This is a genomic window from Haladaptatus sp. W1 (genome assembly GCF_001723155.1).
In the GTDB taxonomy this organism is placed as follows: domain Archaea; phylum Halobacteriota; class Halobacteria; order Halobacteriales; family Haladaptataceae; genus Haladaptatus; species Haladaptatus paucihalophilus.
Genome location: NZ_MEIH01000351.1, coordinates 18514 through 39828, shown reverse-complemented (window position 1 = coordinate 39828; position 21315 = coordinate 18514). Strand labels below are relative to the sequence as shown.

The following is a 21315-nucleotide window of genomic DNA, read 5'->3' as shown; positions in this document are numbered from 1 at the left end:
AAGCGCGAGGACTCCTCCGTTGGGGTCGGCTATCCGACTCCACAGAGGCAACTTGAGAATTTTGCGCAGGAAATCAGTCGGTGTGGAACAGACGAAGAGATTGTTTGTGCCGATGTCGATGGCGGCTTCGTGAAAACCTAATGGTGAATCCAGTCGAGAATCGGAGACGGTGACGGGTTGGAACGCCCGGAACGCTTCCCTCTCGTGGTGATCTTCCTCACCAGCGGAAATAACGTCTCTTAGTATAGGATTGCCTTGCCTTCGAGGGACAGTTGGAGAAACGGTGGTTACCTGCTTCGGCGTGCGAGCCGTCGACACAAGGTCTATTACCACGGGGATTGTCAGACTGTTGGGATTAGTGGATGCAGAGGGAGAAACCAGCAGGGGGAGATCACACCGAACGACGAGTTATCCGTCGTACAGCATGGTTACGTCGCTTCTATTCTCGTTTGTGGCGTCAGCATCGGGGCTGGCTCAATGCCACCGCCAATTGGGGGGCCAGTGACAACCGACCATGACCGAAGGTGACGACCTGTCCTCGACGACCGCCCTCAGGTTTCTTCTCTTAGTCGTCGGTACGCTCACGATCGTCCTCGTGTTGCCCTTTTTCCAGGCTATCCTATTTGGCGGATTGATGGCATATCTCGTCGCACCGATAAACGACCGACTCTCGCGCCGATGGGGTGCGACAATCGGAGCGGTCGTAACGATACTTATCACGGTCGTCGTCGTTCTCGTTCCGCTCCTGTTGATAGTCAGCGTCGCGGTCGACCAAGGAGCCGCGCTGGCACAGGGAGCCGAACTCCCCGACATCGCAACTGTCGAAGCGTACTTTCAGGAGTTGTTCGGAACACAGGCCGACCTCTCGACTCTCATCGAACCGCTATCCGGCGCAATCGAAACCGGTATTCGGGGACTTCTGGGGAGTATTGTCGAGATCGTCGGCGGTATCCCGGCGTTCGTCGTCGAAACCGTGATCTTCCTCTTCACCTTCTTCTATCTCTTACGGGATGGAGAGCAGTTCGTCAACTGGGTTCGAACAGCCGCTCCGTTCGACCAAGACGTGACGACCGAACTGATCGCACGCACCGACGACCTCCTCTGGGCCGCCGTGGTTGGCAACGTCATCGTTGCCGGTGTGCAGGCGATACTGACTGTCCTTGGGTTCCTCGTCATCGGATTCGGTGATCTCGTCTTCTGGGGCGTGGTCACGTTCGTCTTGTCGCTACTCCCAGTGATTGGGGCCTCGTTCGTCTGGATTCCGGCCGTGATTTATCTCCTCTTCGTTGGCAGCATTCCAGAAGCGGTGGGACTACTCGTGTACGGCTCCCTCGTCATCAGCGGTTCGGATAACGTCATCAGACCACTTGCGATGCAACGCGGTGCACGTCTCAACTCTGGGCTTCTCATCTTGGGCATCTTCGGTGGTGTGGCCATCTTCGGGTTCCTCGGTCTCTTTGTCGGTCCCGTCTTGATCGGATTGTCCAAGGAAATCGTCGACTTATTGGTCGAAGAACGTGGCGAGCTCAGTCGCTCGAGGTGACTTCCTGCAGCGGAGAACAGCGCACTTTTCCGATTCTATCATTCGAGCGGGGCCCAAGCACGAGGTGGTGTTTGCGAACTGTCTATAACATTTCCGGTGACGAGTACTTGTATCGCGTCGCTATTGTCAAAAATGTAGATACTCCCGATGAATTTGAAGGAATCATCCGAGCGGGACGGAAGAGATAGCCGATCGTGTCCTCCCATGTGATCTATAATTGGACGTAAGGATTGCCTACCACGTGCTCTCGCCGCCAAGGGTATTTCTTTCGTGCGACCACAGGACAATGGTACATCCCTTTGTTGATTTGTCAAAACACACGGTGCCGACTGTATTTTCTCGATAATTATAGGTTGGAGGGACACAGAAGAGCAAGATTTCTATGAACAATCTGTCGTCTTTTTGTACTACTCAGTTGTCTACCACTGTGACGTAATCTTGAGCGGTGAGAAAAACGGCCAATTAACGTCGTGTGTGAAGTGGAGATACGGAGACAATGAAATGACCGTCACAATTCGATTCGTGATGAGCTGCCATTCACAAAATTTGGGGAGTAGGTAGAGAGATCACGATGAGCTTTCTCGATGTTCTCCCACTGGCGTTTGTGATGGTTGCGGGGCCACAGATTCTCAGCGCCATCTTCCTCGCGACGAGTGAAAACTGGCGACAGAACTCAGCCGCATACGTCCTCGGCGCTGCAATCTCGATCTCCCTGGTCGTGACCATCGTTTACTTCGCTGACGAGTTCGCACTTGGACAAGGCACAACAAACGATACACTCTATGTCATCATCCTTGTCCTGCTCCTGGTGGCAATGGTAAACGTCTTCCGGACGAGAGGAGAGACGGACCCGCCAAAATGGATGGGGAAGCTCACATCGGCAAACCCACGGTTCTCGTTCAGGCTTGGATTCCTCCTGATGGGACTTTTCCCGAGTGATCTCCTCACGTCCGCCGCCGTCGGTTCATATCTCGCGGCACAAGGGGCACCCTGGAGAGATGCTCTCCCGTTTATTGGAGTTACGCTTTTGATTCTAGCGCTCCCATCGCTTATCTTGCTCGCGTTCGGTGAACGGGCGGAGGCATTCCTGCCGAAAGCGCGTGACTGGATGGAAACGAACTCCTGGATCATCAACGAGATCGTCCTCCTGCTTTTCATCGCTATTACGGTCAGCAACCTCACGGGGTGAACGAAGAAAGCCCCCTGACGGTGGCGATTTTGGACGCTCATGTTGAATGACGAGCCGTTTGAGAACCGAGAGTATACCGACAAGCACTATTCTAGCGATGTATCCAATACTGCAATCCCGATAGCTACTGGCCACCGTCGGTAGGTTTCTACAGGTGGAGCTGGCCGAGTGCCTCGGGGCTTGACCCCGAGGTGGTTCACGGTAGACAGATGGACGAACTAAGAAATAGCACACCGAAGACCATTGGGAACGGTTCGCCTCGCATTAATTGTTATTGATCTGTGGATTCCATTCGCATCCGAAGTTGGTCAGCGAGATCGGTCAAGTACACTGTTCCAAGAAGCGCAACGATCAATCCACCGACTGAATTGTAGATTAGGTCGAGAATCGTATCGTCCAGTCCATACTGTGTGAGAACCTTCCCGCCGCCGATGAGCGTCGACATGACGCCGATATAGAACTCAATGAGCTCCCAGATGACGCCGAATGCCATGACGAACAACAACATATAGACGAACATGAACTTCGGTGGCATCTCAACGTACTCCGTGTGCTCCTCGAGTGCCCGTGTCACGGCATATGCTGTTCCGGCGACCAGCGATGACGAGAGTGCGTGGGTCATGTGATCCCACCACCACGTCGACTGGTATGGGCTCAGGAACCCCAGTGCAGGCAACGATAACGTCCCGAATGCGTGCAGGAACATTGCGACCGTGATCCAGAGCACGATGCCGACACTCATCGTGATACTGTAATTACGTTCGAATACCGCTGGGAGGAACGTGACGAGCAGGCCGACACCAGCGTTGACGGCGATTCCGCTGTTTCCCCGCAACAGGCCGATGACCAGGATGCCGGCGATTGCCAACTGAAGGAATCGAACCAATTGCTCCTCACGGCGAGCCGAGACATGGACGCGGGTGCGAAAACTCATGCTGTCACCTCTGGTGGTTGTTCAACGTTTGCGGTGAGTCGACGCCGGAAGTACCACCGGAAGAGGAGTCCAGTAAATACGCCTGCAATGAGCATTTCGGTGAAAATCACCATGAGTTCGTTATTCGTCTTGATGAACTCTGTGCCGAGATACGCCGCCGAAACCGCCGACCCACGGCCCAGAATCCGGCGGTCGCGAGCGTCACAATAACGGTGAAAAACACCGCGAACCGTGGCGTCATGCGAACCGTCGACGTCAGTTCGAGTGCGACGACAACGAGCATCGCAAGAGTCGCGACGCTCACGCCGGCCACGAGTTCGCCGAACGTTGTCGGCTGAAACGTTCTGACTAAGAGCGGAAGTGACGCAACAAGCAACAGTGGCCACGGAACGGTCCGCGTCCACGACCGGTAGACAACTGCAGGTGAGATGGCGACGAAGGCTGCAAGAGCAGCCATCACCATCTCAACGAACAGTATCTGCAAGAGACTCACGACGGCGATCGCAACGAAAATGACTGCGAAGATCCATGCAATCGCTGCATTCACTCGTGTGTCCTTGATAAACCACTCCTCTGGAAGTGACTGACTCATTCCTTTTCCCCCTTTTTGGGCTACAACTCGCTGAGGGTAGACCTATTGTTAATACTTCCAGACGTGATTATGTATTGTTAATTGTCATCTACGTGGCTTCTAAAGAGTACCCACACCTGGGAGAGAAGTCACTGTTTTCTAGGAGCTCAGTCTCTTTCAAGGTGCGTGATTGGTTCTATAACTGAAGTAGAACGTGCGACGGCAGCGAGGTTGAGTTCTCTAATTTGGCCGATTTTGGCGATTGACTTCCTGTGGGCAGTATAAGCGGCAGTGCAAGTGGATAACTCCCAGATTCAGAATGTCTGACATCTTCTCTACGCATAAAGTGGCTCTTGTCCGCCGAGAATTCCAATGCTGACTGGTGGGTACATTGGCTGATCCTAAGGACTGAGGCATAAGGTCTAGTTACAAGGCGCTCCTTCTTAGGCAAGATAGATTGGAGCAACGAAAACGAATGAGTGGTAGCTGCTGTACGGGGACTGCGGCGAGTGAGATCCTTGATTCGATAGTGGTGCAAAAGTTAGTATAGTATACCAACCTTAAACTCAGTCTGTAAGGAACAGATAATCACCCGAATTCCCGCGTCTCAACAGCTCTATCGCATTGTCTCCCAATTACTCACACAACACTTTTGCCAACTGTCTTCGTAGTACTGGCTATTCATGAGTAATGAGGACTCGCCGAACTCTGATGACGGCGACCCACCCGAAGGAATTCAACTTCAGTATGACTGGTCGTCGACAGAACCAAGCGCCGCTGTCGTCGAAACAACTGCCCAGGCAGCGAACTGTGACCACCAGGAACTCGGTCCACTCTACGATTCCATCGACCCTGATGCCCTTGACGCGATTCTTGCACCACCAACGACAACAAACACCGATACGACCACGTCAATCTCGTTCACGTACGCTGGCTACTCTGTCACGGTCCAAAGCACTGGCACTGTTCATGTTGCTCCCGTCTAAGAACATATCTCGAATCGAACCCACACGCTTTCAAAACCACCGATCACGCGGAGAGTTTGCGCCTGAAAAACAGCCTCCCGATAACGCACTACCCATCAGTCGTCGTCAGGCATTTCAGGATCATCAGCCGGCTGTAAGCCGGTCGCCATCAATCGCCGAGCAATCACCACAATCCCATTATCGAAGCCCCGTCCAAATACGGCCTTCTCAGTTTCAATCCCACCAGTGTCCGTCTCGTGGACCGAACTCACCAGAATCGTGTTCTTGTCGATCAACACCAACCGACTGATTGTCGTATCGTCAGCAACCTCGAGAGGCGAGCTATGCAACCACTCCAACCCCGAGACGAACACTTCTGCGTCGGGCAGTGTCTCTGCAATCCGTTCGTGAAGGTCCTCGGTCTGCGTGCCAATTAGCACATCAAGACCCGTTTCTAGCGCCTCTTGGAGTTGTTCGAGTAGTTCCTCAGTGACAACGTCTTCTCGTCCGATAACGAGAATAATTTCTCGTCCAGCGGCGTCAATGAGTTGCTGGGTGCGATTCGTAATCGCAGCCGTTCCCGAGAGCGCCCAGACTTCGTGGGTGATCTCTTCATCACCTCCGTTCGATTCTGCAGGCTCGATTGCAGAGAGCGCCTCGATAAGCGTCTCCGTCCGTGATTCGTACTCCTGGCGCAACGTCTCTGCGGCTTCCTCGATTGGCACGGCGCGAAATTGCTGGGGATTCGAGTGTTGGATCTCGACCAGTCCCTTGGTTTCTAACACTCGGATCGCATCATAGACGCGTGTTCGCGGAACCTCGGAGGTCTCGCTGATCTGTTTGGCCGTCCCTTTTGGGAGGCGTGCTAAGGCCACGAAACAGCGTGCTTCGTACTCTTTCAATCCGAGTTTCTGCAACAAATCGGTCGCTTGCTCTTGATTAGATATCTCGTTCATGGGTCCCAACCATTCGCCCGGGAACACCGGGGTCGTTCAAACCGTTTTGTCGTCGCTCATAAGACAGTTGTTGTTGAAGTCGTCGCGCCCGCCCAACAGCACTGTCCATTATCCAATAGGGTATGGACGTCAACACACATCAATGTCACCCATCCCCGAACAGTCAGGTTGCTAATTCACCAGCTATCACGGTATTCAATCAGATAAACGTAGGGGAGTGGTGCTAAATAAGCAATTTATTACTTTATAATTGCTTATTTCACAGCACCGACGAACGTGGTTTCGATGGAACCAATAATTTAAGATGCAAATTCCTACCCTCACTACTCGGATATATAATCAGTAACCCACATAATCACAGTAGGGTTATAGAGGACGAGCGCAAAGGACGAAGTGGTACGGAGTTCTGACGGGTCCCAACCAATCGTCACTCCGTACCTGAACTGCCACACCTGTGGCAGTTTTCGATTACGATCGATTAGTCGGGAACACCATCAGTCGGAAACATATCTTGGTTCTCACTCAAAACGGTGAGCAGCGGCTCGATCTCATCAAATTGCGGTCCCTTCGTCACGCGCTGTGATTCTCGATCCCAGTCGATGAACCCGTGATCTGCTAACTTCGGGAGATGGATGTGCTGCATCGCAATTGTCTGGGGTTGGTCTCCACCATCGGTCTCCACCGTGGCGGTGGAACCGGTGGGTATGGTTTGCGGCGCATTGTCGATCAACGCGAAGAGAACCCGCCGTCTGTGGTGATTCGAGAGTATTGAGAGCTGCGTATCAAGCATCGTTGTCAACCGTATAGGTATCACACCACACACGATTAAACTGCCCCGATATTACGGGTTGGCCTACGTTTGAGGAACTGAGTGAACCATCAGTAACTGATTCAATGAGAGGAAGTTCACTCACTTTCTCACACATTATTTATGCTCACTCCACTAATTCTCACCTATGGGCCGACCACTTGACAACGTGGATCGTGGCATTCTCTATCATCTCCAGCGCGATGCACGCAACACCACGACCCAAGAAATCGCCGAAACCGTGGGCGTTTCAGCAAGTACGGTGCGCAACCGAATCGAAGCGCTCGAAGACGATGGGATCATCAAAGGCTATCATCCTGAAATCGACTACGAGGCCGCAAATCTCCCGCTTCGTGTCCTGTTCGTCTGTACTGTGCCAGCAACCGAGCGCGCCGATTACGTCTCGCAACTGCTCGAGATACAAGGCGTGGTGGATGTCCGTGAGATGCTGGTTGGGCGACGGAATATCTACGTGGAAGTGGTTGGCACGAGTACCCAAGATATCACGCGTATCACGGACACACTCCACGAGTCGGGGGTCACGGTCGAGAGTTCCGAGATCCTGCGCGAGCGGCATATCCAGCCGTTCGACCATTTCCACTTTAGCGAGGAGGGTGCCGATGAGCAGCATGAGAGCTAATTGCCAGCTCCTCCAATTGCACTTTTCACAATTTCAGGCATCCATTTTGCGAGTACCGCATAGAACTCCTACCCAAGACCGATGTAGTGCACCAATTGTTGGTAATTTCGCAACCTAACTAGATAGAAGTCGTACTGTACACTACTCGTCTGTTGTGAAGTGGATCTCGGTTGGTCGAAGGGTTGTGTCAGTGAGTGCATCAAGGAGATCCTCGTCGAGGTCTCGGATCGTGCCTGTTACATCGAAGGCAATGACGTCTTTCTCGACACCCACGTCAAGGTTGTCGAGCTCGAGTTTCGGATGATCGTCAATCTTGACGACAAACTCTGGCATATGCTAGCAAACATGGAACGTGCGTATGAGAGTACCGGTGGAGACAACGGTAGAAACGTATACGGACAAAACTTTCGAGAAACCACGTCCCTCACTGGTTTGAGGGGGTGTCTCGTGGGGTATCTACCGCCTAGGATACAGAGCGAGAGTGCTACGAGTTGGATTCGGTCACATCCGATTCATTGCCACCGTCACCGAGGCTCTGTCCTGCCTGCAATAGTGCTTCGAGGCGAGGGTGTTCTGTGTACGAAATGAGCTGCAGTGAGGAATTGTACTCGATCACGCCATAATCAGCGAGTTTGGGAAGATGGAGATGATGGAGCCGGATCACGAGGCGCTCTCGGTCAGTGTCTGTGTGTCTCTCGAGATGTTCCACGAGTGCTTCGAGCGGCACAGGCTGATCGGCATGTGTAACAAGGTATGTAAGGATATGACGGCGGTGTCTATCTGCCAGGAGGTTGAATAGCTCGTCAAGCGAACATCGCTTGTCTGGGTTATCCGAAGAAGAGTCCATCAATTTCACTGCCAGTAAAATGGATTTGCTGGCAGATTAAAGTTGTACTTTACTGGTCAACCTCCATGCTGAGTTCATCGTTCTCCAAGAGGTGTTCAAATATTGTGGCGTATGCTTTCCGGAGATGTTCATGAAAGGCTTGCTTTGAAATTCCCATTCGCTCTGCTAGTTCCTCACCCGTACTCATCCGAGGTTGCTCGTAGTACCCACTGAAATATGCGATCCGCAATGCAGTCAGTTGCCGGTCAGTCAGCTGGTCTTCGATGATGTGTCGAAAGACGTGGACTGTTTGGATCGTGTGCGAGGAAACGAGATCGAGACCCGGATAGATGTCATGGACAGCATCGACAACCAAGTCTGTGTTGACACTCGACGGAAATTCTGCGACGACATGGACCCCATCCGCATCATACACGGCGGCTTTGGTGTCGCCATCGAATGTATCGAAGGCTGAGAACAACGACGAGGTATCACCGTGAACCTCGAGGCGATGGATATCGCCAACCGTGCTCAATAGTCGGGCATCGAGAGTGGTTGGGAAATTCACGACTGTTTTACAAAGTCGATCGGGGGAGGTGTGAGTGACCGTCCAGTACTGGAGGTGAGTCTCATCAGCAAGTTGGACAATCGAATTAACTGTGATCGTTATCGGTTCATCGAACGCCTCTTGAAATGGCTTTGCGAGATCATCAGAATGAAATTCGAGTCTGAGGCGTGGGTTTTTGGGTGGAAAGTCGTCATTTGCTGTAGAACGTCTTGAGGCGTTGTCTAGTGGTTTATCCGCCATTAGCAACGGGTAGGTATTGTGTCGTCAAAACCCCCATGTCTTGTGCAACTGTGTTGCAACATAGAATTAAGATCAGGGAAATCTCGTAGTGACCGCTGTACACTGCAAGCGGTCACTGATGGTGACATCCGAGAACGACAATCGGAATCATTTAAAGTTAATATTCAATCGAAGTTATTCAAGAATCACATCACCAGGAGCTACTCATCGCGAACAGGAGATAGTCGAGTAGCCGTATCATCAGTGAAAGGATGTTGGTGGCCATGAAGGTCCACCCATCACCCTCAAAGCAGGGGAAATATCCCTGCTCCATGTTCTGCTGCTCCCCGCGTGAAAGGGACAGCAGATTGCTGTACGGGAGTGGGGGTCTTAACCTTGCAACTCTCGCCGAGAGCCGAATTCCGATGACGTTCGTCGGGGGAACAGGCGCAGACACGATGGTGAGACAGCACAGGACAGTCAGCAGCAGATCAAGGGAAGTGCTCGGCGACGAGCATTCGGGCGAGGCAATTTGATGTGTTTCCGTTCACCGCCGGACATTATTCGGCATTCCCAATGTTGAACTAAGCAGAGTAACCATCTCCAGGATGCAGCGATCCCTCCCTCTTTTCGGACTTCTCCTGGTTATCATCCTCGCAGGTTGTCTCGGTGGGCTTGGATTCGGTGGTAGTAACGACGCCACAACAACAACGACGGGAATGGAAACACAGACGACCTCGATCGGTAGCACGACCACAGCAGAACCGACTACTGCAACAATGACCACCACAGAACCCCAGTCGGAGGCATGGACGCAGACGACGTATCTACGGCAACCAACGACCGCGAATATTGATACTCCAGAGGATAGCGAGCGCTTCCAAGCGCGTGTGACTAAAGTCGTCGATCCGACGACGCTCGAGATCAAATACGACGGGAAGAACCGAATCGTCGACTTGATCGGCGTGAGTGTTCCTGAGAGCGGTCCAATCCACACGAAGGCAGTTCGCTATACGAAGTCCCAAGTGGATCATCAAATCGTGACCGTCGTCTCTGATCCACAGGTGGACACAACAGATGACGGTCACATGCACCCGTACGTCTACATCGGCAATTTCATGTTCAACACGGATTTGGTCTGTATCGGCTACGCTCGCGTGCCAGACGGTCAGTTCAGCAAACGCCAGGAGTTCATGCGCAAACAACAGCAGGCCAAACAACGCGGCTATGGCCGCTGGAACACGACCACGACAGCAGCTTGATCACTCTCAGTTGACGAACGTTCTGTATTGGACATTTACTGCTCCATGGTGCAATAGGCAGACGTGGGTACATCTGCTACCGACAGAAGAACAGCACCGCTAGTCTTTACTAGGTGACTCCAAATGGTCGCGTTTGGAACATACCAGTACCCATAGATAGTACGATACAGCGATGAAGTGCGTATCTGTCCAATATGGTCGGAAAAACAGTGTCTACCGGTATTTTTTTTTGTTTGACGCCTCAGCATCGACTATGGCGGGGAACGAGCCACCTCCCGACGAGTGGGAGAACGATTCCAGTCAGTCCACCGGGGAGAGTGCTGCCGAGCGTGATCTCGACATCGATGTCTCGGAAGTTGTCCTCGAATTACAACCCGTATTCGAGGCGATTTCCCATCCACGACGACGCTACCTCGTCTATACCCTCGCCGAAGAAACCGAATGGTCACTCGATGACCTTGCGACCAAACTCGCTGCCTGGGAGACTGATACGAAAGAGGCGAACATCGCGACGCTCACGCGCCAGGGGATGTACACGTCGCTCTATCACTCTCATGTTCCGAAACTCGTCGACTTGGACGTGATCGAGTTTGATGCAGATACCGAGACGATCACGCCAGGTCCACATGCAGTGCAGGTGTTGACGGCGTTGGAGGGTGCCGGTGGCAGTCTCGACAATCGACAAGAAACACACGCTCGCAGCGAGTTCGACCGGGAGGACACTCGGTAACCCATGGCTGCCCAAAGAGGTATCACTGCCTCGGGCTCGACAGTACGATAGGATATTTTCACACGGAGGACGACAGATGACCACAAGTAATGACCAAACCGATGATGGCACCAAACTTGCACAGGACGGAAACGGACCCGACGATCCCGACATGGCGTTTATGACACAGGCCCATTACGAACGAGAGAGCCACCGCGATCTCACCACCGAAATCATGTTCGCAATCGCGGACGCCGCAGACGTTGCGCCCGTCGACATCAAAGATCCCCCGTTATACGAGTGTGTGGATATTGCCGCGATTGAAGACGGCTTCTTCGGGCCGAAGGTCGCCGGACAGACCCGTGATAGTGAGGGGAGTGTTTCCTTCCGATATAACCAGTATCACGTCGAGGTTGCGAGTGATGGGTGGATTACGGTGTCCGAGCCTACTGCGTACGGCGACTGACTACCTTCTGCTGTATCGTTTGTGTTCGTGAGGGACGGATGTACGAGTGGCACGGAGTATCCTTCACTTCAATTGTGTTCGATTCCCAGCCAGAGCTTTATGTGACTGGTGTGCATAGGTTTCTCTGACGAAGGAGCAAGGACATACTGTGTATCTGTTTCCAGGCGGGGAAACAAACCTTTCAGAAACAGTCTGGCTGTTTCACATGCCATGTGTGGGTGCATTCTATAGTTATCACTTCTCGCACCCACACCATGACCGAACATCCCCATTCCAACGACGAGCACAAGCAAACAGACGATGAGGCCTACCAGACTGAGTTTGATCCGATAACAGACAACGTCAGTGAAGAGCTGATCAGGGCGATTGCGACAGTGAACGACGCTGACCCAACTGAACTCGCACTGCTCTCGGAGTTTGTCGACCCCGAGGCACTTGATGCACTCTTCGGACCAAAAGCTGGTGAAACGCCGCGTGACACGAATGGACGGGTGCTGTTCACGTACGATGCATACCGCGTCAGAATCGATAGCAGTGGACAGATTACGTTCCACCAGATCGAATCAGAACCAGAGTCAGACGGTGAACGTTCACTGACTGAAACAGACGAGTAGTGCGAAAAGGGGCATTCCTCGGAGTAGACACCACTGCTACCGAGCAAAGGGTCGGAGATCGTCGCCAGCCGAAGAGAAGTGGAAACACGAAGGTTAGTATAATCTGTCAACTCACTACTGGCTCAAAATTCGAAGCACGAGGGACAGAATCGACTCACGCAGAACACAGCTCGCGAAAATCTTCCTCGTATCTATTCCTTATCGCGAGAACTACTTAAACGGGAATTGGTTAGTGGCCGGCGCCCTACTTGACGTGTAGTGATCCACGGCACTCACTACAGCTGTACTGCTCGGTGTTGCGGACGGTTTTCGAGCGTCGGTACCGAGCAATCCGACCGCCGCGGTCCTCGCAGACGAGCTACCACTTGGGCGTCGTGAAGTGTTCGCAGTATTTTGAGTAGGACCGGTTGATTTGCATTGTGCTTGGTACGAATGATGAGACAGCAGAACCCACAGAGACAACAATCACTGAACCAGAACAGAAAACAAGTACAGACTAACGAATGGGTTGCCGGAATCAGGAATCATCTGCAGTAACCGGATCAAGAGAAATTGTTCTATCACCGGAAACTGTGATGTGATAGCCACAGTATTGGAAGGTCACCTTCCCGTGGCGTTCATTTCCTGCTTGCGTTGTTGCGAACAAGTTGTCGAGGGCATCTGGATCAATGACATCATATAATGGTGGGCAGTCACCTGGATTGATCTCTTCTCGTGCCGTAACTGCTTCAAGAATGAGGAATGAGATCGATGGTTCTGTTGCTGTACGCTGGCGATCGTTAAGTGGATTATCAGTGCTCTCTCCCATTGTATCTCACGTCTGGGCACTCACAGGAGGGAATCCCTCCTCAAGTACAAACCCCCATGAGCACTCCATCCTCGCTAAGGATGGTAGTTATAAACATGTTCTGGCAGTGGATAAAAGAATATTATTGTTCATTAGATTTGGTTCTAACGGGTTTCTCCACTCGGTTGTATAGGCATGGTGCCCATTTTGGCGATAGAGGTGTTGAGGCGGTCTATCCATTGGTTAATGTTGCTCGACCCGCCTCGCCGAACTCGTGATACTGCCATGGGTGAATGATGATCATAATCTCGTCCGTTGTCAGGTCGTACTTTGTGACCTCTGTAAGTGCCTGGACGCTCTTCGAAATCTCCCGAGCAAACTACTTTGACTGCTAGATCTCGAAAGTATCCTGCTGAGATCGCCATTGAAGGGTTATCTACTCGGCTCAATCGGCGTGTTCGAGGACCTTCGCGACGGTCACAATTGCGTCAAATTCGGTTGGCGTCCCCTGAATGGTAATTTCTCCTTCATTGCGATCATATTCAATCGAGTCAATTTCAGCTGTTTTCGGGATATGCACCTGGCGAAGAGAGAGTTCGATCCGATCGTACTGCTCGTCAGGAATTGTTTCATCAGTCGCGTCGTTTTCGTGATTTGCAACATACTCCACAACCTCATCAACCGTTACTGTTCCACTCTGTTGATCGAGATAGTATAGTGCGTGTCGTCGCCGCTTCTTACTGAATAGGTCGAAGATAGTGTCTAATGTCGCCATGTTTCCCATCAACGTCTAGCCAATCGTCGACGATAGTGATTGTGGATTCGACCACCATCCCGGAGAAAATTCTTGCTCCAAATTGTGTTAAGAATATTTTATTAAAACTCGGAGAGTTGTCAACCGGGAACCCTAATATCCCAACTCGTGGGAAGTCTCGCGCTTTAGCGCAGGGAGAATGTAAGGGCAAACACGGTCTAGAACGCCTGGATTGAGCAGAATATTAACAGCTGCCGTGATTCCGGAACTCGTTATGATCGCACTTTGGACACTGGGTTGGCTTTGAAATGAACGTTGTACCACAGTCTTCACATTCAAAAATATCACCGGTTGCTCGGACTTGCTTTTCCGTTTGCTGAGCGACCTCTTCCGGACTGAAGGCGTCACGTAATCGATGAAGTATTTCCATAGTCTGGTATGGGATACAAGCAACTCCGCCATATATACTTTGTCTCCTAAAATTTATAAAATGATTCTTAATCTACTCAGCAATAAATATCGATATGTGACTCTGTGATTGGGCTTTATTTGATAAATTGGCGACACTGAGAATTGACGAGACATCGGTTAAAACGGAAGCGCAGGTTTGTTCGGCAGTTCCTTCCGTCTCGCTTTCACGATGGATCGCCTGGGAAGCCATCGAGGCCATCGCAGCCACAGTCCTCCGGTGGCCCGCTCTCGTCGTCGATAGGTGTCTCAGTATCTTCACTCTCGTCGCTATTCACCGAGACAAAAATGAGTCGATAGCGGTGCTAAATAATTTGTATAACCAATACAAATCCATGACACAGCCTATCTAAATACACTTATATACTTCGCCGTCGTTTTAGAAAGTAGGAAGTTTTTCTTCCGATACCATGACTGCATCCACCATCTCTCCAGACACTCGCAACACCTTCGAAAGCACCATCGGTGGCTACACGGTTGGCACCCGTGCCCACAGCCTCTCAGCTTGGTTCGTCCTCGCGCTTCGGCTCATGATGGGGTGGGCGTTCGCATACTCGGGATTCACGAAAATCGTCGCCGCCGAACCGTTCTCTGCCGGTGGCTACCTGGCGAACGTCGCGGCGACCAACGGCAACCCGATCGCAGGCCTATTCGCCTGGATGGGCTCGACCCCGTGGTTCGTCGACTTCGCGAACGTCGCCGTCCCGTGGGGCGAGCTGTTCATCGGTCTTGGACTGCTCGTCGGCGCGGTCGTCCGCCTTGCGGCGTTCTTCGGCGCGCTCATGATGCTCATGTTCTACTTCGGAAACTGGGACATCGCTCACGGCGTTATCAATGGCGACTTCGCGTACATGCTCGTCTTCCTGGCCGTTGCAGCGTTCGGTGCCGGCCGGATCCTCGGTCTCGATGCCTGGATTGAGAACTACGAGATCAGTGGGCAGTCACTCCTCGAGCGCTACCCCATCCTCGAGTATGTCCTCGGGTAGATTCTGACAGCTGAACCTATACCGCCTTCATGTGAGAATCGGTCTATCGCTCATTCTTGATCCTTCGTTTCCTCCCATCAAATTCGGCCGTCTCGCTCGTCCTAGTGAGTGAATCGGCACGGTACTTGTCATAACATTCTCATCTGCACTACGTACGCGCCCAAGCGGAGAAGCCGGCGGTGTCTCTGGCGCGATACAGTTGTCACTCTTAACGATCACAGTGTGGATACACTTCAGGAGTGGACACTGATCAGCGATTTGCGGAAGCATTTGTTAACGGGCTATAGAGAAGAGGGGCTGAGTTTCTCTGGAATCTCTCGTCGATCCGTTTTTACGCATTCCCAACACGGGAAGCTGTTGAGGACAACATCAGGAGAACCAGACTAGAGATAGGGAGAGAATAGTAGTGAGAAAGAGTTACGAGTCGTGATCGTCCCCAGTACTATTTTCTGCTCCACCACTAGCGATATGCTCTGACTGTAATAGTGTCTCAATTCGTGGCTGTTCGATATACGAAATGAGCTGGAGCGATTCGTTGTACTCAATCACACCATAATCAGCCAATTTGGGGAGTTGGAGGTGGTGAAGTCGTGTTAAAAGATGTTCTCGTTCAGTTGGCTGATCTGATTCACTGGTATCTGTCTGGGTCATGAGTTCTTCAAGAAGTGCTTCGAGCGGAATCGGACGGTCAGCGTTCTGGATGAGATAGGTGAGAATCTGTCGGCGTTGTGCATCAGCTACAAGTTCGAATATCTCATCAACTGAACATTGCTGATCATCGTCATCGTCAGAAGAGGAGCCCATTTCCTAGCTACTATCGGATGTAGTTGTAAAAGGGCTAGGTCTGTTCAAACAGGGCCGTTTAAAAGTCAGGTGGGGAATGAAAGACAGTCTGAAATTTCATTACTGGGACGCACCGAACAGCACATACTCCACAACTGCTTCGATACCATGGCGAATCCGGTCAGACAACGATTGTTGACTGATGTCGAGTTCGTCCGCCAATTCCGAGAGAGTCACCTGTCGGGGAGTCTCAAAATAGCCACGTTGGAATGCAAGCACGAGTGCTTCACGTTGTTTGTCGGTAACGATGTTCGCTAATTGTGAGGCTCCGGCGTCGCTCAATGCTTGCATTTTACCGAGTGTGTATTCGATTCCGTTGTCGCGGCTCAAATTATGGAATCGCGTCAGCTGGTCTTGGGAGGGGAACAATAACTCAAACTCCCAATCGTCATCGCCATAGCCATGCGCGTTCCGGATGATTCCTTCCGCGACAGTGAGGCCTTCGAGAAACGCGCCGGGTGGAATATCCCAATTCAGGAGATATAGACGACGATTTTCTACCTGGTCAATTTCAACGAATTGCTGGACATTTGGATCCTCGCGAACACGCTGTTCGAAGGCATCTAAGTCGCCATCCCATGCCCAGAAAATCGGCACGACATCGCCGCCGACTGGGACGATCCGTTCGAACTCGATATGCAGTTCTGTACCGGCGGTGAGCATCGTTCCTAGAGGGAAGTTCTCGGAGGGAAGTGATAACTCGATAATGACCGCCATGTGTTCGTGGACTATCTATTCTTACCATCTTAGTAACTTGGGCAGGGGACTTGTAACTGCCAAGTGAAAGAGTGCGTTCATCACGGAGGAACCACCGCTAATCTGTAGTTTTGAACCAGTCGAGGAACGCAATTGTTCATTCGTTGAGAGAATTTGGACCGACTGTGGTATAGCCGTGGCATCGTGAAGAATGTGTACTGGTGGCGGTACAGGTGCGCTAAAATCCACACAATTCTGGGTAGGCAAGGAATCACCCTTGGGCGTAAACGACCACGGGTCGGGTGACCCGTGGCTTTTCTTGTTCCCTCAGCCTACGTCGTAAGCACTCCACGCGACGCGATGTCGCGGGATGAGGATGGGCGGTTTACAGAACGCCCCGACCCGGACAGACGCACCAACCGAACTTGTGGTTGGGTTTTGTGAGTCCGGTAATTAACCGATTCAATATCTACGTTAGCGTGTTTCGACCACGCTCGCCACGCTACATTCACACTCGCGTTCCGGTCAGCATGGTCTTGCTGGACCTCACACGAATCATTCGTACACCGGAACCGCCGACCCTGACGGTAGCCACGGTGTCCACAGCACGAGCAGGACTTCGAGTTGTACGGCGACTCAACGGTCTCACACGGAATCTGATTCCACGTCGCTTTGTAGCGAACCTGTTGCTCGAACTTGTGGAACGGTAGTTTGTGCAACCGCCGGTTCATGTACGTTCCGTACTTGATAGCGTCTCGAATCCCGCTCAAGTCCTCAAACACGATAACTGGGTTCGGGAACTGTTGTGCGAACTCCACCACGACTCGGGACAGTCGGTGAAGAATCCACTCGATGTAGCGGTCTTCTTTCTCACCGAGCTGGTGGTGGATTGAGCGTTGGCCGTGTTCTTGACAGCGTTTTGTGATGGTGTGGTAGCGTTGGCGTTCGGCTTTCACCGAGCCGTAGTCCAGCACGAGTGTTCCGAGCGTCTCCATTGTCTCGCGATTAAGAGCGGTGAGAGAAATGTTTCGCTCGTTAATATCGACGCCGACGAGTGTGTCTGCGTCTTCGGGTTCAGGCACTTCAACCTCTGTTTTGACCGTGACGTGTAGGTAGTACACGCCATCTCGGTACAGAAGTTCGGCCTGTCCCAACGACCACTCATCCTCCGTCAAGGCTGACTCGATAAGGTTGAGGTCTTCCGGTCGCCCTCGAAGGTGTCCGTTCACCTTCTTGTACGGCTTCGGACTCACACGGAACCGAATACGGTCGTTCTCGTCGTCGTAGGTGAGTCGGTAGCCTTCAGTATGAGCCATGACGAGCGGGTAGGCACCGTTCTTGTCCGTAGCTGGTGGCGACGGTTTGCCGACGCTGGTGTCGTCTTGGTCGTGCCACCAGGTGAGGAGTTCTTTGTAGGAATCCCACGCTTGCAGGGCTTTACCGACGACCGCACACTTGTTATTCCGAAGAAAGTCATCGCGGTCAACCTCCTTCTGAATCTCAGTGCGGTTGTAGCCTTGTTGTTTGAGTCGGAGTGTGTCGTTGGAGATGTCTCGTGCAGTGAATCGGGCATCTTTGAGCCACGGCCGCTCACCAGACTCTATGCAGAGTCGAGTGCGTGCGGTCTTCGTGACTTCTTCGATACCCATACCTTGACTATCGAATCAAGTGCTAATAAAAATAGGGATTTGGATGGGAGAGCACCGGAGTCATGCACATTCGATTAGTTCGTGCAAGTATCATGTCGTCTGGTGTCCGAAGTATCGACACGGGTGCTGGAGATTGTTCGAGACGAAGTTGCAGAATTGTTCCGAGGAACTGCCGAGCGGTTCGGTCACGAGATTGTGTCGATGGAGATTGCCAACGACCACGTTCACTTGTTCGTGGAGGCAGATCCGAAATGGAGTCCTGCCGAGATAGCGAAACAATTCAAGGGCTACTCGGGTCGAACAATTCTGAAACATCACCCAGAAATCAAACAGCGGTACTTCTGGGAAAGCGGTTTGTGGAAGGACGGATACTACGTCGGGACGACTGGTGCAGTTTCCGAAGATGTGGTTCGTCGGTACATTGAGGAGACCGAACATTAGGCAAGCGTACGCGATTCACCCACGGGTCAGGTGACCCGTGGAACTCTTGCTGTTTTCTTTAGAAATAGCGATACAAGATCAGGTCTCATCTGCGTTGATCGGATCGAGATCAACCGTTCTGTCGGTGTTGACTGTTACCTCGTAACCACAGTAGTGAAAGGTCACAGTCCCACGACGTTCGGTACCTGCCTGTGTGGGTGCAAACAATCTATCGAGTGCATCTGGATCAATAACGCTGTACAATGGCGGACAGTCACTCCATTCAGATTGTTCTCGTGCTGTAATCGCTTTCTGAATGAGGACAGTGATGGATGGCTTTGTTGCTCTACTCTGGTCGTCATCTGGGGTATTGGTATTGCTCTCTCCCATTGTGTCTCACTCTCATTCTGAAGCCCCACATTCAAACCCCTCGTGAGAACTTCATCAGTGCTAAGGACGGTAGTTATAAACATACTCTGGCAGTTGATGAAAACATACGAATGATCATTACGTAGTTGTACTAGAAGAGTGTATCAATATCACAGCTGAAGTCAGTCAGTGAATTTCACTCGAGTAGGCCCTCTGCTAGTTTGTGTTCTCATTTTCGTCCGTTTCTAGATCGCACTTCGTGACCGCTGCCAGTCGTTGTACTCGATGTGAGACTTCTCAGTCGATTGCTTCGACAGGCAAGTCAGGGAAGTACTCGGCAGCGATGTCCACCGCATACACTGGAGAAATAGTGTTCTATTTTTGCTGGAGTTTGATATTGCCGCGCATCGATTGCGGGTGGTATTCGCAGTAGTACTGAACCATCTTTTTCGAAGCGGTGAAGGTTGTACTCACGGTCTTGCCTTTCTCTTCAGCGTCTTCGCTTTTGACAATCGGATTGTCTTTCTTATTGACGATGTAGAGTTCGTGTTCTTTGCCGTCGAGGCTCTCCCACGTGAGCGTGTACTTCTGTCCCGGTTGGAGCGTGAGTGTCGGGTTTTTCTTACCTTTGATGGACTTTGGCGCACCGCCCTGCCACCCGCTTTGTTTGGCTCCCAAGCGAATCTCCTTCCCCTTCTGCTTGTTCTTTGAACTGCTCTTTTGCTTGCTCTCACCGCTCCCAGGTAAGCTGCCAGTACAGCCAGCGAGAGCCGTTGCTGTGAGGGCACTGCCGGTGAGTTTGAGTGCGGTGCGTCGGCTGGTGCGGGGTTGGTCAGTCATGGGCGAGACGGTGGTTACCAGCGGTGGCATTAGATAGATTTTGACCACAATGTGAAATTGTGAAATTGTGAAATAAAATGAACGAGCTTGGTTGTTTCAGTATGCATTCGCGCTTGTTCCAGGGAGGTCATCGGTGGCGAGCTATACAGTGAAATGGATTCGGTGATGATGCCGCAGGTCGCCTATTTCGAGTGCGAATGATGGTTACGTGTTCAGTCGAGCGGTTCCTGACTCAGCAGGTGAACTAACTCCTGCATTCGGTTCTGGTTGAACTGAGTGAGATCATATCGATTGCTCGTATTTCGCTCGCTGTGGGTCACAAGAATCCCGAATTGGTCACAGAGTGTGAGGAGATTTCCCACTACTTGTGGTGGAATAGCTGGCGTATCAGGTGATGCTAATAATTGTTTGACTGTGGGGTAATTATGCGAACATCCTGTGAGAAGTACTTCGAGTTCTTTAGAATATGATCGGAGCATTCCATACTGTGCTGGAGAAGTCTCATAGAGACCCCGAATTTGATTGCGAAGCGAATCCGACATCACAGAGTACCTCTTATTGATGAATGTTCATTTTCAACCTTTCGAATCACTTCTATAGGCGAAAGGAAAAGATATTCTATAATTTTTTGTAACTAATTTTGGATATGGACGATTTTTACTCAGATAGGAGAAGTACAAACAGAAATTGATGTGTTTGCGCTCGGTCAATCAAGGCGCTTTGTCGTCGGCCTGTCGTCGTGTTCGGTTGTCTCCGTGCACTCGTTCAGCGTTCGCTGGGCACCATCGGCTAGCGTTGTTTGGCGTGACAGAAATGAAAAAAGTGGGACGAGGTTAGCAGCAGTCGGTGAGTGCGCCCTTTCGGGTGGCTTCCGCGCCACAGTTTTCACACGTCCAGTAGGTGTGATCGACGTTGCCGTACTTGTCGTAGCCGGTGTACGGGCCACTAATACGCTCGTCGTCCGATGGGAATGCGTCAAGCGTCCCGTCGTCGGTTGCATGTTCGACGGCGGCCATGTGTTTGCAGAAGGCGTCGCGGTGGACGTGATGCGGACACGTGCAGGCCATCAGTTCGTTGGTCACGTCATCGATGGAGACGGTGTACTGGTGGGCTGCGGGGTTCTCGTGGCTCTCGTTGGTCACTTCGATGAGTCCGGGGGCATCGACGTCGAAGGAAAACTGTTCGGCCTGTGCGCGTTTCTGATCAATTTCGAGAAACACTGTGATGGCATCT

25 protein-coding genes and 1 pseudogene are annotated in these 21315 nt (G+C 51.8%); 12 read left to right on the top strand and 14 right to left on the bottom strand.

Annotated elements, in window-relative coordinates:
* Window positions 1–514: 514 nt before the first annotated feature.
* Window positions 515–1543 (top strand): AI-2E family transporter, encoded by a 1029-nt coding sequence (locus BG842_RS20820; RefSeq protein WP_069452291.1) that lies wholly within the window; start codon window positions 515–517, stop codon window positions 1541–1543.
* Window positions 1544–2114: 571 nt separating this feature from the next.
* A complete protein-coding gene (locus BG842_RS20815) occupies window positions 2115–2732 on the top strand; it encodes a GAP family protein (RefSeq protein WP_069452290.1) in 618 nt (205 codons plus the stop codon).
* 271 nt (window positions 2733–3003) lie between these two features.
* Here the strand turns inward: BG842_RS20815 and BG842_RS20810 are convergent, their stop codons facing one another.
* Window positions 3004–3666, bottom strand: a complete 663-nt coding sequence (locus tag BG842_RS20810) for a hypothetical protein (RefSeq protein ID WP_069452289.1) — start codon at window positions 3664–3666, stop codon at window positions 3004–3006.
* Window positions 3667–3772: 106 nt separating this feature from the next.
* Entirely contained in the window at window positions 3773–4258 is a 486-nt protein-coding gene (locus BG842_RS20805) for a hypothetical protein (RefSeq protein ID WP_254663346.1), read from the bottom strand.
* 662 nt (window positions 4259–4920) lie between these two features.
* Between BG842_RS20805 and BG842_RS28110 the strand changes: the two genes are divergently transcribed.
* Entirely contained in the window at window positions 4921–5223 is a 303-nt protein-coding gene (locus BG842_RS28110; RefSeq protein ID WP_083252681.1) for a HalOD1 output domain-containing protein, read from the top strand.
* A 95-nt stretch (window positions 5224–5318) separates the two neighbouring features.
* Here BG842_RS28110 and BG842_RS20800 read toward each other — a convergent pair whose 3' ends face one another.
* Window positions 5319–6158 (bottom strand): TrmB family transcriptional regulator, encoded by an 840-nt coding sequence (locus tag BG842_RS20800; protein WP_175424234.1) that lies wholly within the window; start codon window positions 6156–6158, stop codon window positions 5319–5321.
* A gap of 478 nt (window positions 6159–6636) precedes the next feature.
* A complete protein-coding gene (locus BG842_RS20795) occupies window positions 6637–6948 on the bottom strand; it encodes a helix-turn-helix transcriptional regulator (RefSeq protein WP_069450550.1) in 312 nt (103 codons plus the stop codon).
* Between the two features lie 166 nt (window positions 6949–7114).
* On the opposite strand from BG842_RS20795, the gene BG842_RS20790 reads away from it, so the two are divergent.
* Complete coding sequence (locus BG842_RS20790) at window positions 7115–7606, top strand: Lrp/AsnC family transcriptional regulator (RefSeq protein WP_069452288.1); 492 nt, start codon at window positions 7115–7117, stop codon at window positions 7604–7606.
* A gap of 141 nt (window positions 7607–7747) precedes the next feature.
* Here BG842_RS20790 and BG842_RS20785 read toward each other — a convergent pair whose 3' ends face one another.
* Window positions 7748–7939 carry a hypothetical protein gene (locus BG842_RS20785; protein ID WP_069452287.1) on the bottom strand — a complete coding sequence of 64 codons (192 nt, stop codon included), beginning with the start codon at window positions 7937–7939 and terminating at the stop codon, window positions 7748–7750.
* A gap of 307 nt (window positions 7940–8246) precedes the next feature.
* Between BG842_RS20785 and BG842_RS30220 the strand changes: the two genes are divergently transcribed.
* Complete coding sequence (locus BG842_RS30220) at window positions 8247–8405, top strand: hypothetical protein (protein WP_175424233.1); 159 nt, start codon at window positions 8247–8249, stop codon at window positions 8403–8405.
* A gap of 97 nt (window positions 8406–8502) precedes the next feature.
* Here BG842_RS30220 and BG842_RS20780 read toward each other — a convergent pair whose 3' ends face one another.
* A complete protein-coding gene (locus tag BG842_RS20780) occupies window positions 8503–9240 on the bottom strand; it encodes a helix-turn-helix domain-containing protein (protein WP_069452286.1) in 738 nt (245 codons plus the stop codon).
* 263 nt (window positions 9241–9503) lie between these two features.
* On the opposite strand from BG842_RS20780, the gene BG842_RS29210 reads away from it, so the two are divergent.
* The 5 genes from BG842_RS29210 (at window position 9504) to BG842_RS20760 (ending at window position 12270) form a co-directional block, all read left to right on the top strand.
* The gene (locus tag BG842_RS29210) at window positions 9504–9755 is read left to right on the top strand and encodes a hypothetical protein (RefSeq protein WP_139136219.1); all 252 of its coding nucleotides are present in this window, start codon (window positions 9504–9506) and stop codon (window positions 9753–9755) included.
* A gap of 183 nt (window positions 9756–9938) precedes the next feature.
* The gene (locus tag BG842_RS20775; RefSeq protein ID WP_254663345.1) at window positions 9939–10481 is read left to right on the top strand and encodes a thermonuclease family protein; all 543 of its coding nucleotides are present in this window, start codon (window positions 9939–9941) and stop codon (window positions 10479–10481) included.
* 253 nt (window positions 10482–10734) lie between these two features.
* Window positions 10735–11211 carry a hypothetical protein gene (locus tag BG842_RS20770; protein WP_069452285.1) on the top strand — a complete coding sequence of 159 codons (477 nt, stop codon included), beginning with the start codon at window positions 10735–10737 and terminating at the stop codon, window positions 11209–11211.
* 76 nt (window positions 11212–11287) lie between these two features.
* Window positions 11288–11656: a HalOD1 output domain-containing protein gene (locus BG842_RS20765; RefSeq protein ID WP_083252680.1), complete on the top strand. Its 369-nt coding sequence runs from the start codon at window positions 11288–11290 to the stop codon at window positions 11654–11656.
* Window positions 11657–11910: 254 nt separating this feature from the next.
* Complete coding sequence (locus BG842_RS20760; protein WP_069452284.1) at window positions 11911–12270, top strand: HalOD1 output domain-containing protein; 360 nt, start codon at window positions 11911–11913, stop codon at window positions 12268–12270.
* A gap of 517 nt (window positions 12271–12787) precedes the next feature.
* Here the strand turns inward: BG842_RS20760 and BG842_RS28105 are convergent.
* Together BG842_RS28105 and BG842_RS20755 are read right to left on the bottom strand one after the other, a co-directional pair.
* Entirely contained in the window at window positions 12788–13078 is a 291-nt protein-coding gene (locus tag BG842_RS28105; RefSeq protein WP_083252679.1) for a HalOD1 output domain-containing protein, read from the bottom strand.
* A 424-nt stretch (window positions 13079–13502) separates the two neighbouring features.
* Window positions 13503–13832, bottom strand: coding sequence for a hypothetical protein (locus BG842_RS20755; protein WP_069452310.1), 330 nt, complete (start codon window positions 13830–13832; stop codon window positions 13503–13505).
* An 857-nt stretch (window positions 13833–14689) separates the two neighbouring features.
* On the opposite strand from BG842_RS20755, the gene BG842_RS20745 reads away from it, so the two are divergent.
* Window positions 14690–15265 carry a DoxX family protein gene (locus BG842_RS20745; RefSeq protein WP_069452282.1) on the top strand — a complete coding sequence of 192 codons (576 nt, stop codon included), beginning with the start codon at window positions 14690–14692 and terminating at the stop codon, window positions 15263–15265.
* A 417-nt stretch (window positions 15266–15682) separates the two neighbouring features.
* Here the strand turns inward: BG842_RS20745 and BG842_RS20740 are convergent, their stop codons facing one another.
* From BG842_RS20740 to BG842_RS20730, 3 genes are all read right to left on the bottom strand, one after another.
* Window positions 15683–16069, bottom strand: a complete 387-nt coding sequence (locus BG842_RS20740) for a hypothetical protein (RefSeq protein ID WP_069452281.1) — start codon at window positions 16067–16069, stop codon at window positions 15683–15685.
* Between the two features lie 99 nt (window positions 16070–16168).
* The gene (locus BG842_RS20735; RefSeq protein WP_069452280.1) at window positions 16169–16825 is read right to left on the bottom strand and encodes a helix-turn-helix domain-containing protein; all 657 of its coding nucleotides are present in this window, start codon (window positions 16823–16825) and stop codon (window positions 16169–16171) included.
* A 311-nt stretch (window positions 16826–17136) separates the two neighbouring features.
* The gene (locus BG842_RS20730) at window positions 17137–18453 is read right to left on the bottom strand and encodes an RNA-guided endonuclease TnpB family protein (RefSeq protein ID WP_069452279.1); all 1317 of its coding nucleotides are present in this window, start codon (window positions 18451–18453) and stop codon (window positions 17137–17139) included.
* 43 nt (window positions 18454–18496) lie between these two features.
* Between BG842_RS20730 and tnpA the strand changes: the two are divergent.
* A pseudogene (tnpA, locus tag BG842_RS20725) lies at window positions 18497–18894 on the top strand (IS200/IS605 family transposase).
* Between the two features lie 78 nt (window positions 18895–18972).
* On the opposite strand, the gene BG842_RS33275 reads toward tnpA, so the two are convergent.
* The 3 genes from BG842_RS33275 to BG842_RS32045 form a co-directional block, all read right to left on the bottom strand.
* Window positions 18973–19263 (bottom strand): HalOD1 output domain-containing protein, encoded by a 291-nt coding sequence (locus BG842_RS33275; protein WP_175424232.1) that lies wholly within the window; start codon window positions 19261–19263, stop codon window positions 18973–18975.
* Window positions 19264–19617: 354 nt separating this feature from the next.
* A complete protein-coding gene (locus BG842_RS20720) occupies window positions 19618–20082 on the bottom strand; it encodes a plastocyanin/azurin family copper-binding protein (protein WP_069452278.1) in 465 nt (154 codons plus the stop codon).
* 833 nt (window positions 20083–20915) lie between these two features.
* A complete protein-coding gene (locus tag BG842_RS32045) occupies window positions 20916–21302 on the bottom strand; it encodes an SWIM zinc finger family protein (RefSeq protein WP_254663344.1) in 387 nt (128 codons plus the stop codon).
* Window positions 21303–21315: the final 13 nt, after the last annotated feature.

Coding starts and splice junctions, on each gene's coding strand:
- BG842_RS28105 (WP_083252679.1), bottom strand. CDS start 13,078: ATGGGAGAGAGCACTGATAATCCACTTAACGATCGCCAGCGTACAGCA.
- BG842_RS20815 (WP_069452290.1), top strand. CDS start 2,115: ATGAGCTTTCTCGATGTTCTCCCACTGGCGTTTGTGATGGTTGCGGGG.
- BG842_RS28110 (WP_083252681.1), top strand. CDS start 4,921: ATGAGTAATGAGGACTCGCCGAACTCTGATGACGGCGACCCACCCGAA.
- BG842_RS20790 (WP_069452288.1), top strand. CDS start 7,115: ATGGGCCGACCACTTGACAACGTGGATCGTGGCATTCTCTATCATCTC.
- BG842_RS20745 (WP_069452282.1), top strand. CDS start 14,690: ATGACTGCATCCACCATCTCTCCAGACACTCGCAACACCTTCGAAAGC.
- BG842_RS30220 (WP_175424233.1), top strand. CDS start 8,247: ATGGAGATGATGGAGCCGGATCACGAGGCGCTCTCGGTCAGTGTCTGT.
- BG842_RS20820 (WP_069452291.1), top strand. CDS start 515: ATGACCGAAGGTGACGACCTGTCCTCGACGACCGCCCTCAGGTTTCTT.
- BG842_RS20765 (WP_083252680.1), top strand. CDS start 11,288: ATGACCACAAGTAATGACCAAACCGATGATGGCACCAAACTTGCACAG.
- BG842_RS20755 (WP_069452310.1), bottom strand. CDS start 13,832: ATGGCGACATTAGACACTATCTTCGACCTATTCAGTAAGAAGCGGCGA.
- BG842_RS33275 (WP_175424232.1), bottom strand. CDS start 19,263: ATGGGAGAGAGCAATACCAATACCCCAGATGACGACCAGAGTAGAGCA.
- BG842_RS29210 (WP_139136219.1), top strand. CDS start 9,504: ATGAAGGTCCACCCATCACCCTCAAAGCAGGGGAAATATCCCTGCTCC.
- BG842_RS20800 (WP_175424234.1), bottom strand. CDS start 6,158: ATGAACGAGATATCTAATCAAGAGCAAGCGACCGATTTGTTGCAGAAA.
- BG842_RS20770 (WP_069452285.1), top strand. CDS start 10,735: ATGGCGGGGAACGAGCCACCTCCCGACGAGTGGGAGAACGATTCCAGT.
- BG842_RS20720 (WP_069452278.1), bottom strand. CDS start 20,082: ATGACTGACCAACCCCGCACCAGCCGACGCACCGCACTCAAACTCACC.
- BG842_RS20730 (WP_069452279.1), bottom strand. CDS start 18,453: ATGGGTATCGAAGAAGTCACGAAGACCGCACGCACTCGACTCTGCATA.
- BG842_RS20780 (WP_069452286.1), bottom strand. CDS start 9,240: ATGGCGGATAAACCACTAGACAACGCCTCAAGACGTTCTACAGCAAAT.
- BG842_RS20760 (WP_069452284.1), top strand. CDS start 11,911: ATGACCGAACATCCCCATTCCAACGACGAGCACAAGCAAACAGACGAT.
- BG842_RS20810 (WP_069452289.1), bottom strand. CDS start 3,666: ATGAGTTTTCGCACCCGCGTCCATGTCTCGGCTCGCCGTGAGGAGCAA.
- BG842_RS20785 (WP_069452287.1), bottom strand. CDS start 7,939: ATGCCAGAGTTTGTCGTCAAGATTGACGATCATCCGAAACTCGAGCTC.
- BG842_RS20775 (WP_254663345.1), top strand. CDS start 9,939: ATGGAAACACAGACGACCTCGATCGGTAGCACGACCACAGCAGAACCG.
- BG842_RS20740 (WP_069452281.1), bottom strand. CDS start 16,069: ATGGGCTCCTCTTCTGACGATGACGATGATCAGCAATGTTCAGTTGAT.
- BG842_RS20805 (WP_254663346.1), bottom strand. CDS start 4,258: ATGAGTCAGTCACTTCCAGAGGAGTGGTTTATCAAGGACACACGAGTG.
- BG842_RS20795 (WP_069450550.1), bottom strand. CDS start 6,948: ATGCTTGATACGCAGCTCTCAATACTCTCGAATCACCACAGACGGCGG.
- BG842_RS20735 (WP_069452280.1), bottom strand. CDS start 16,825: ATGGCGGTCATTATCGAGTTATCACTTCCCTCCGAGAACTTCCCTCTA.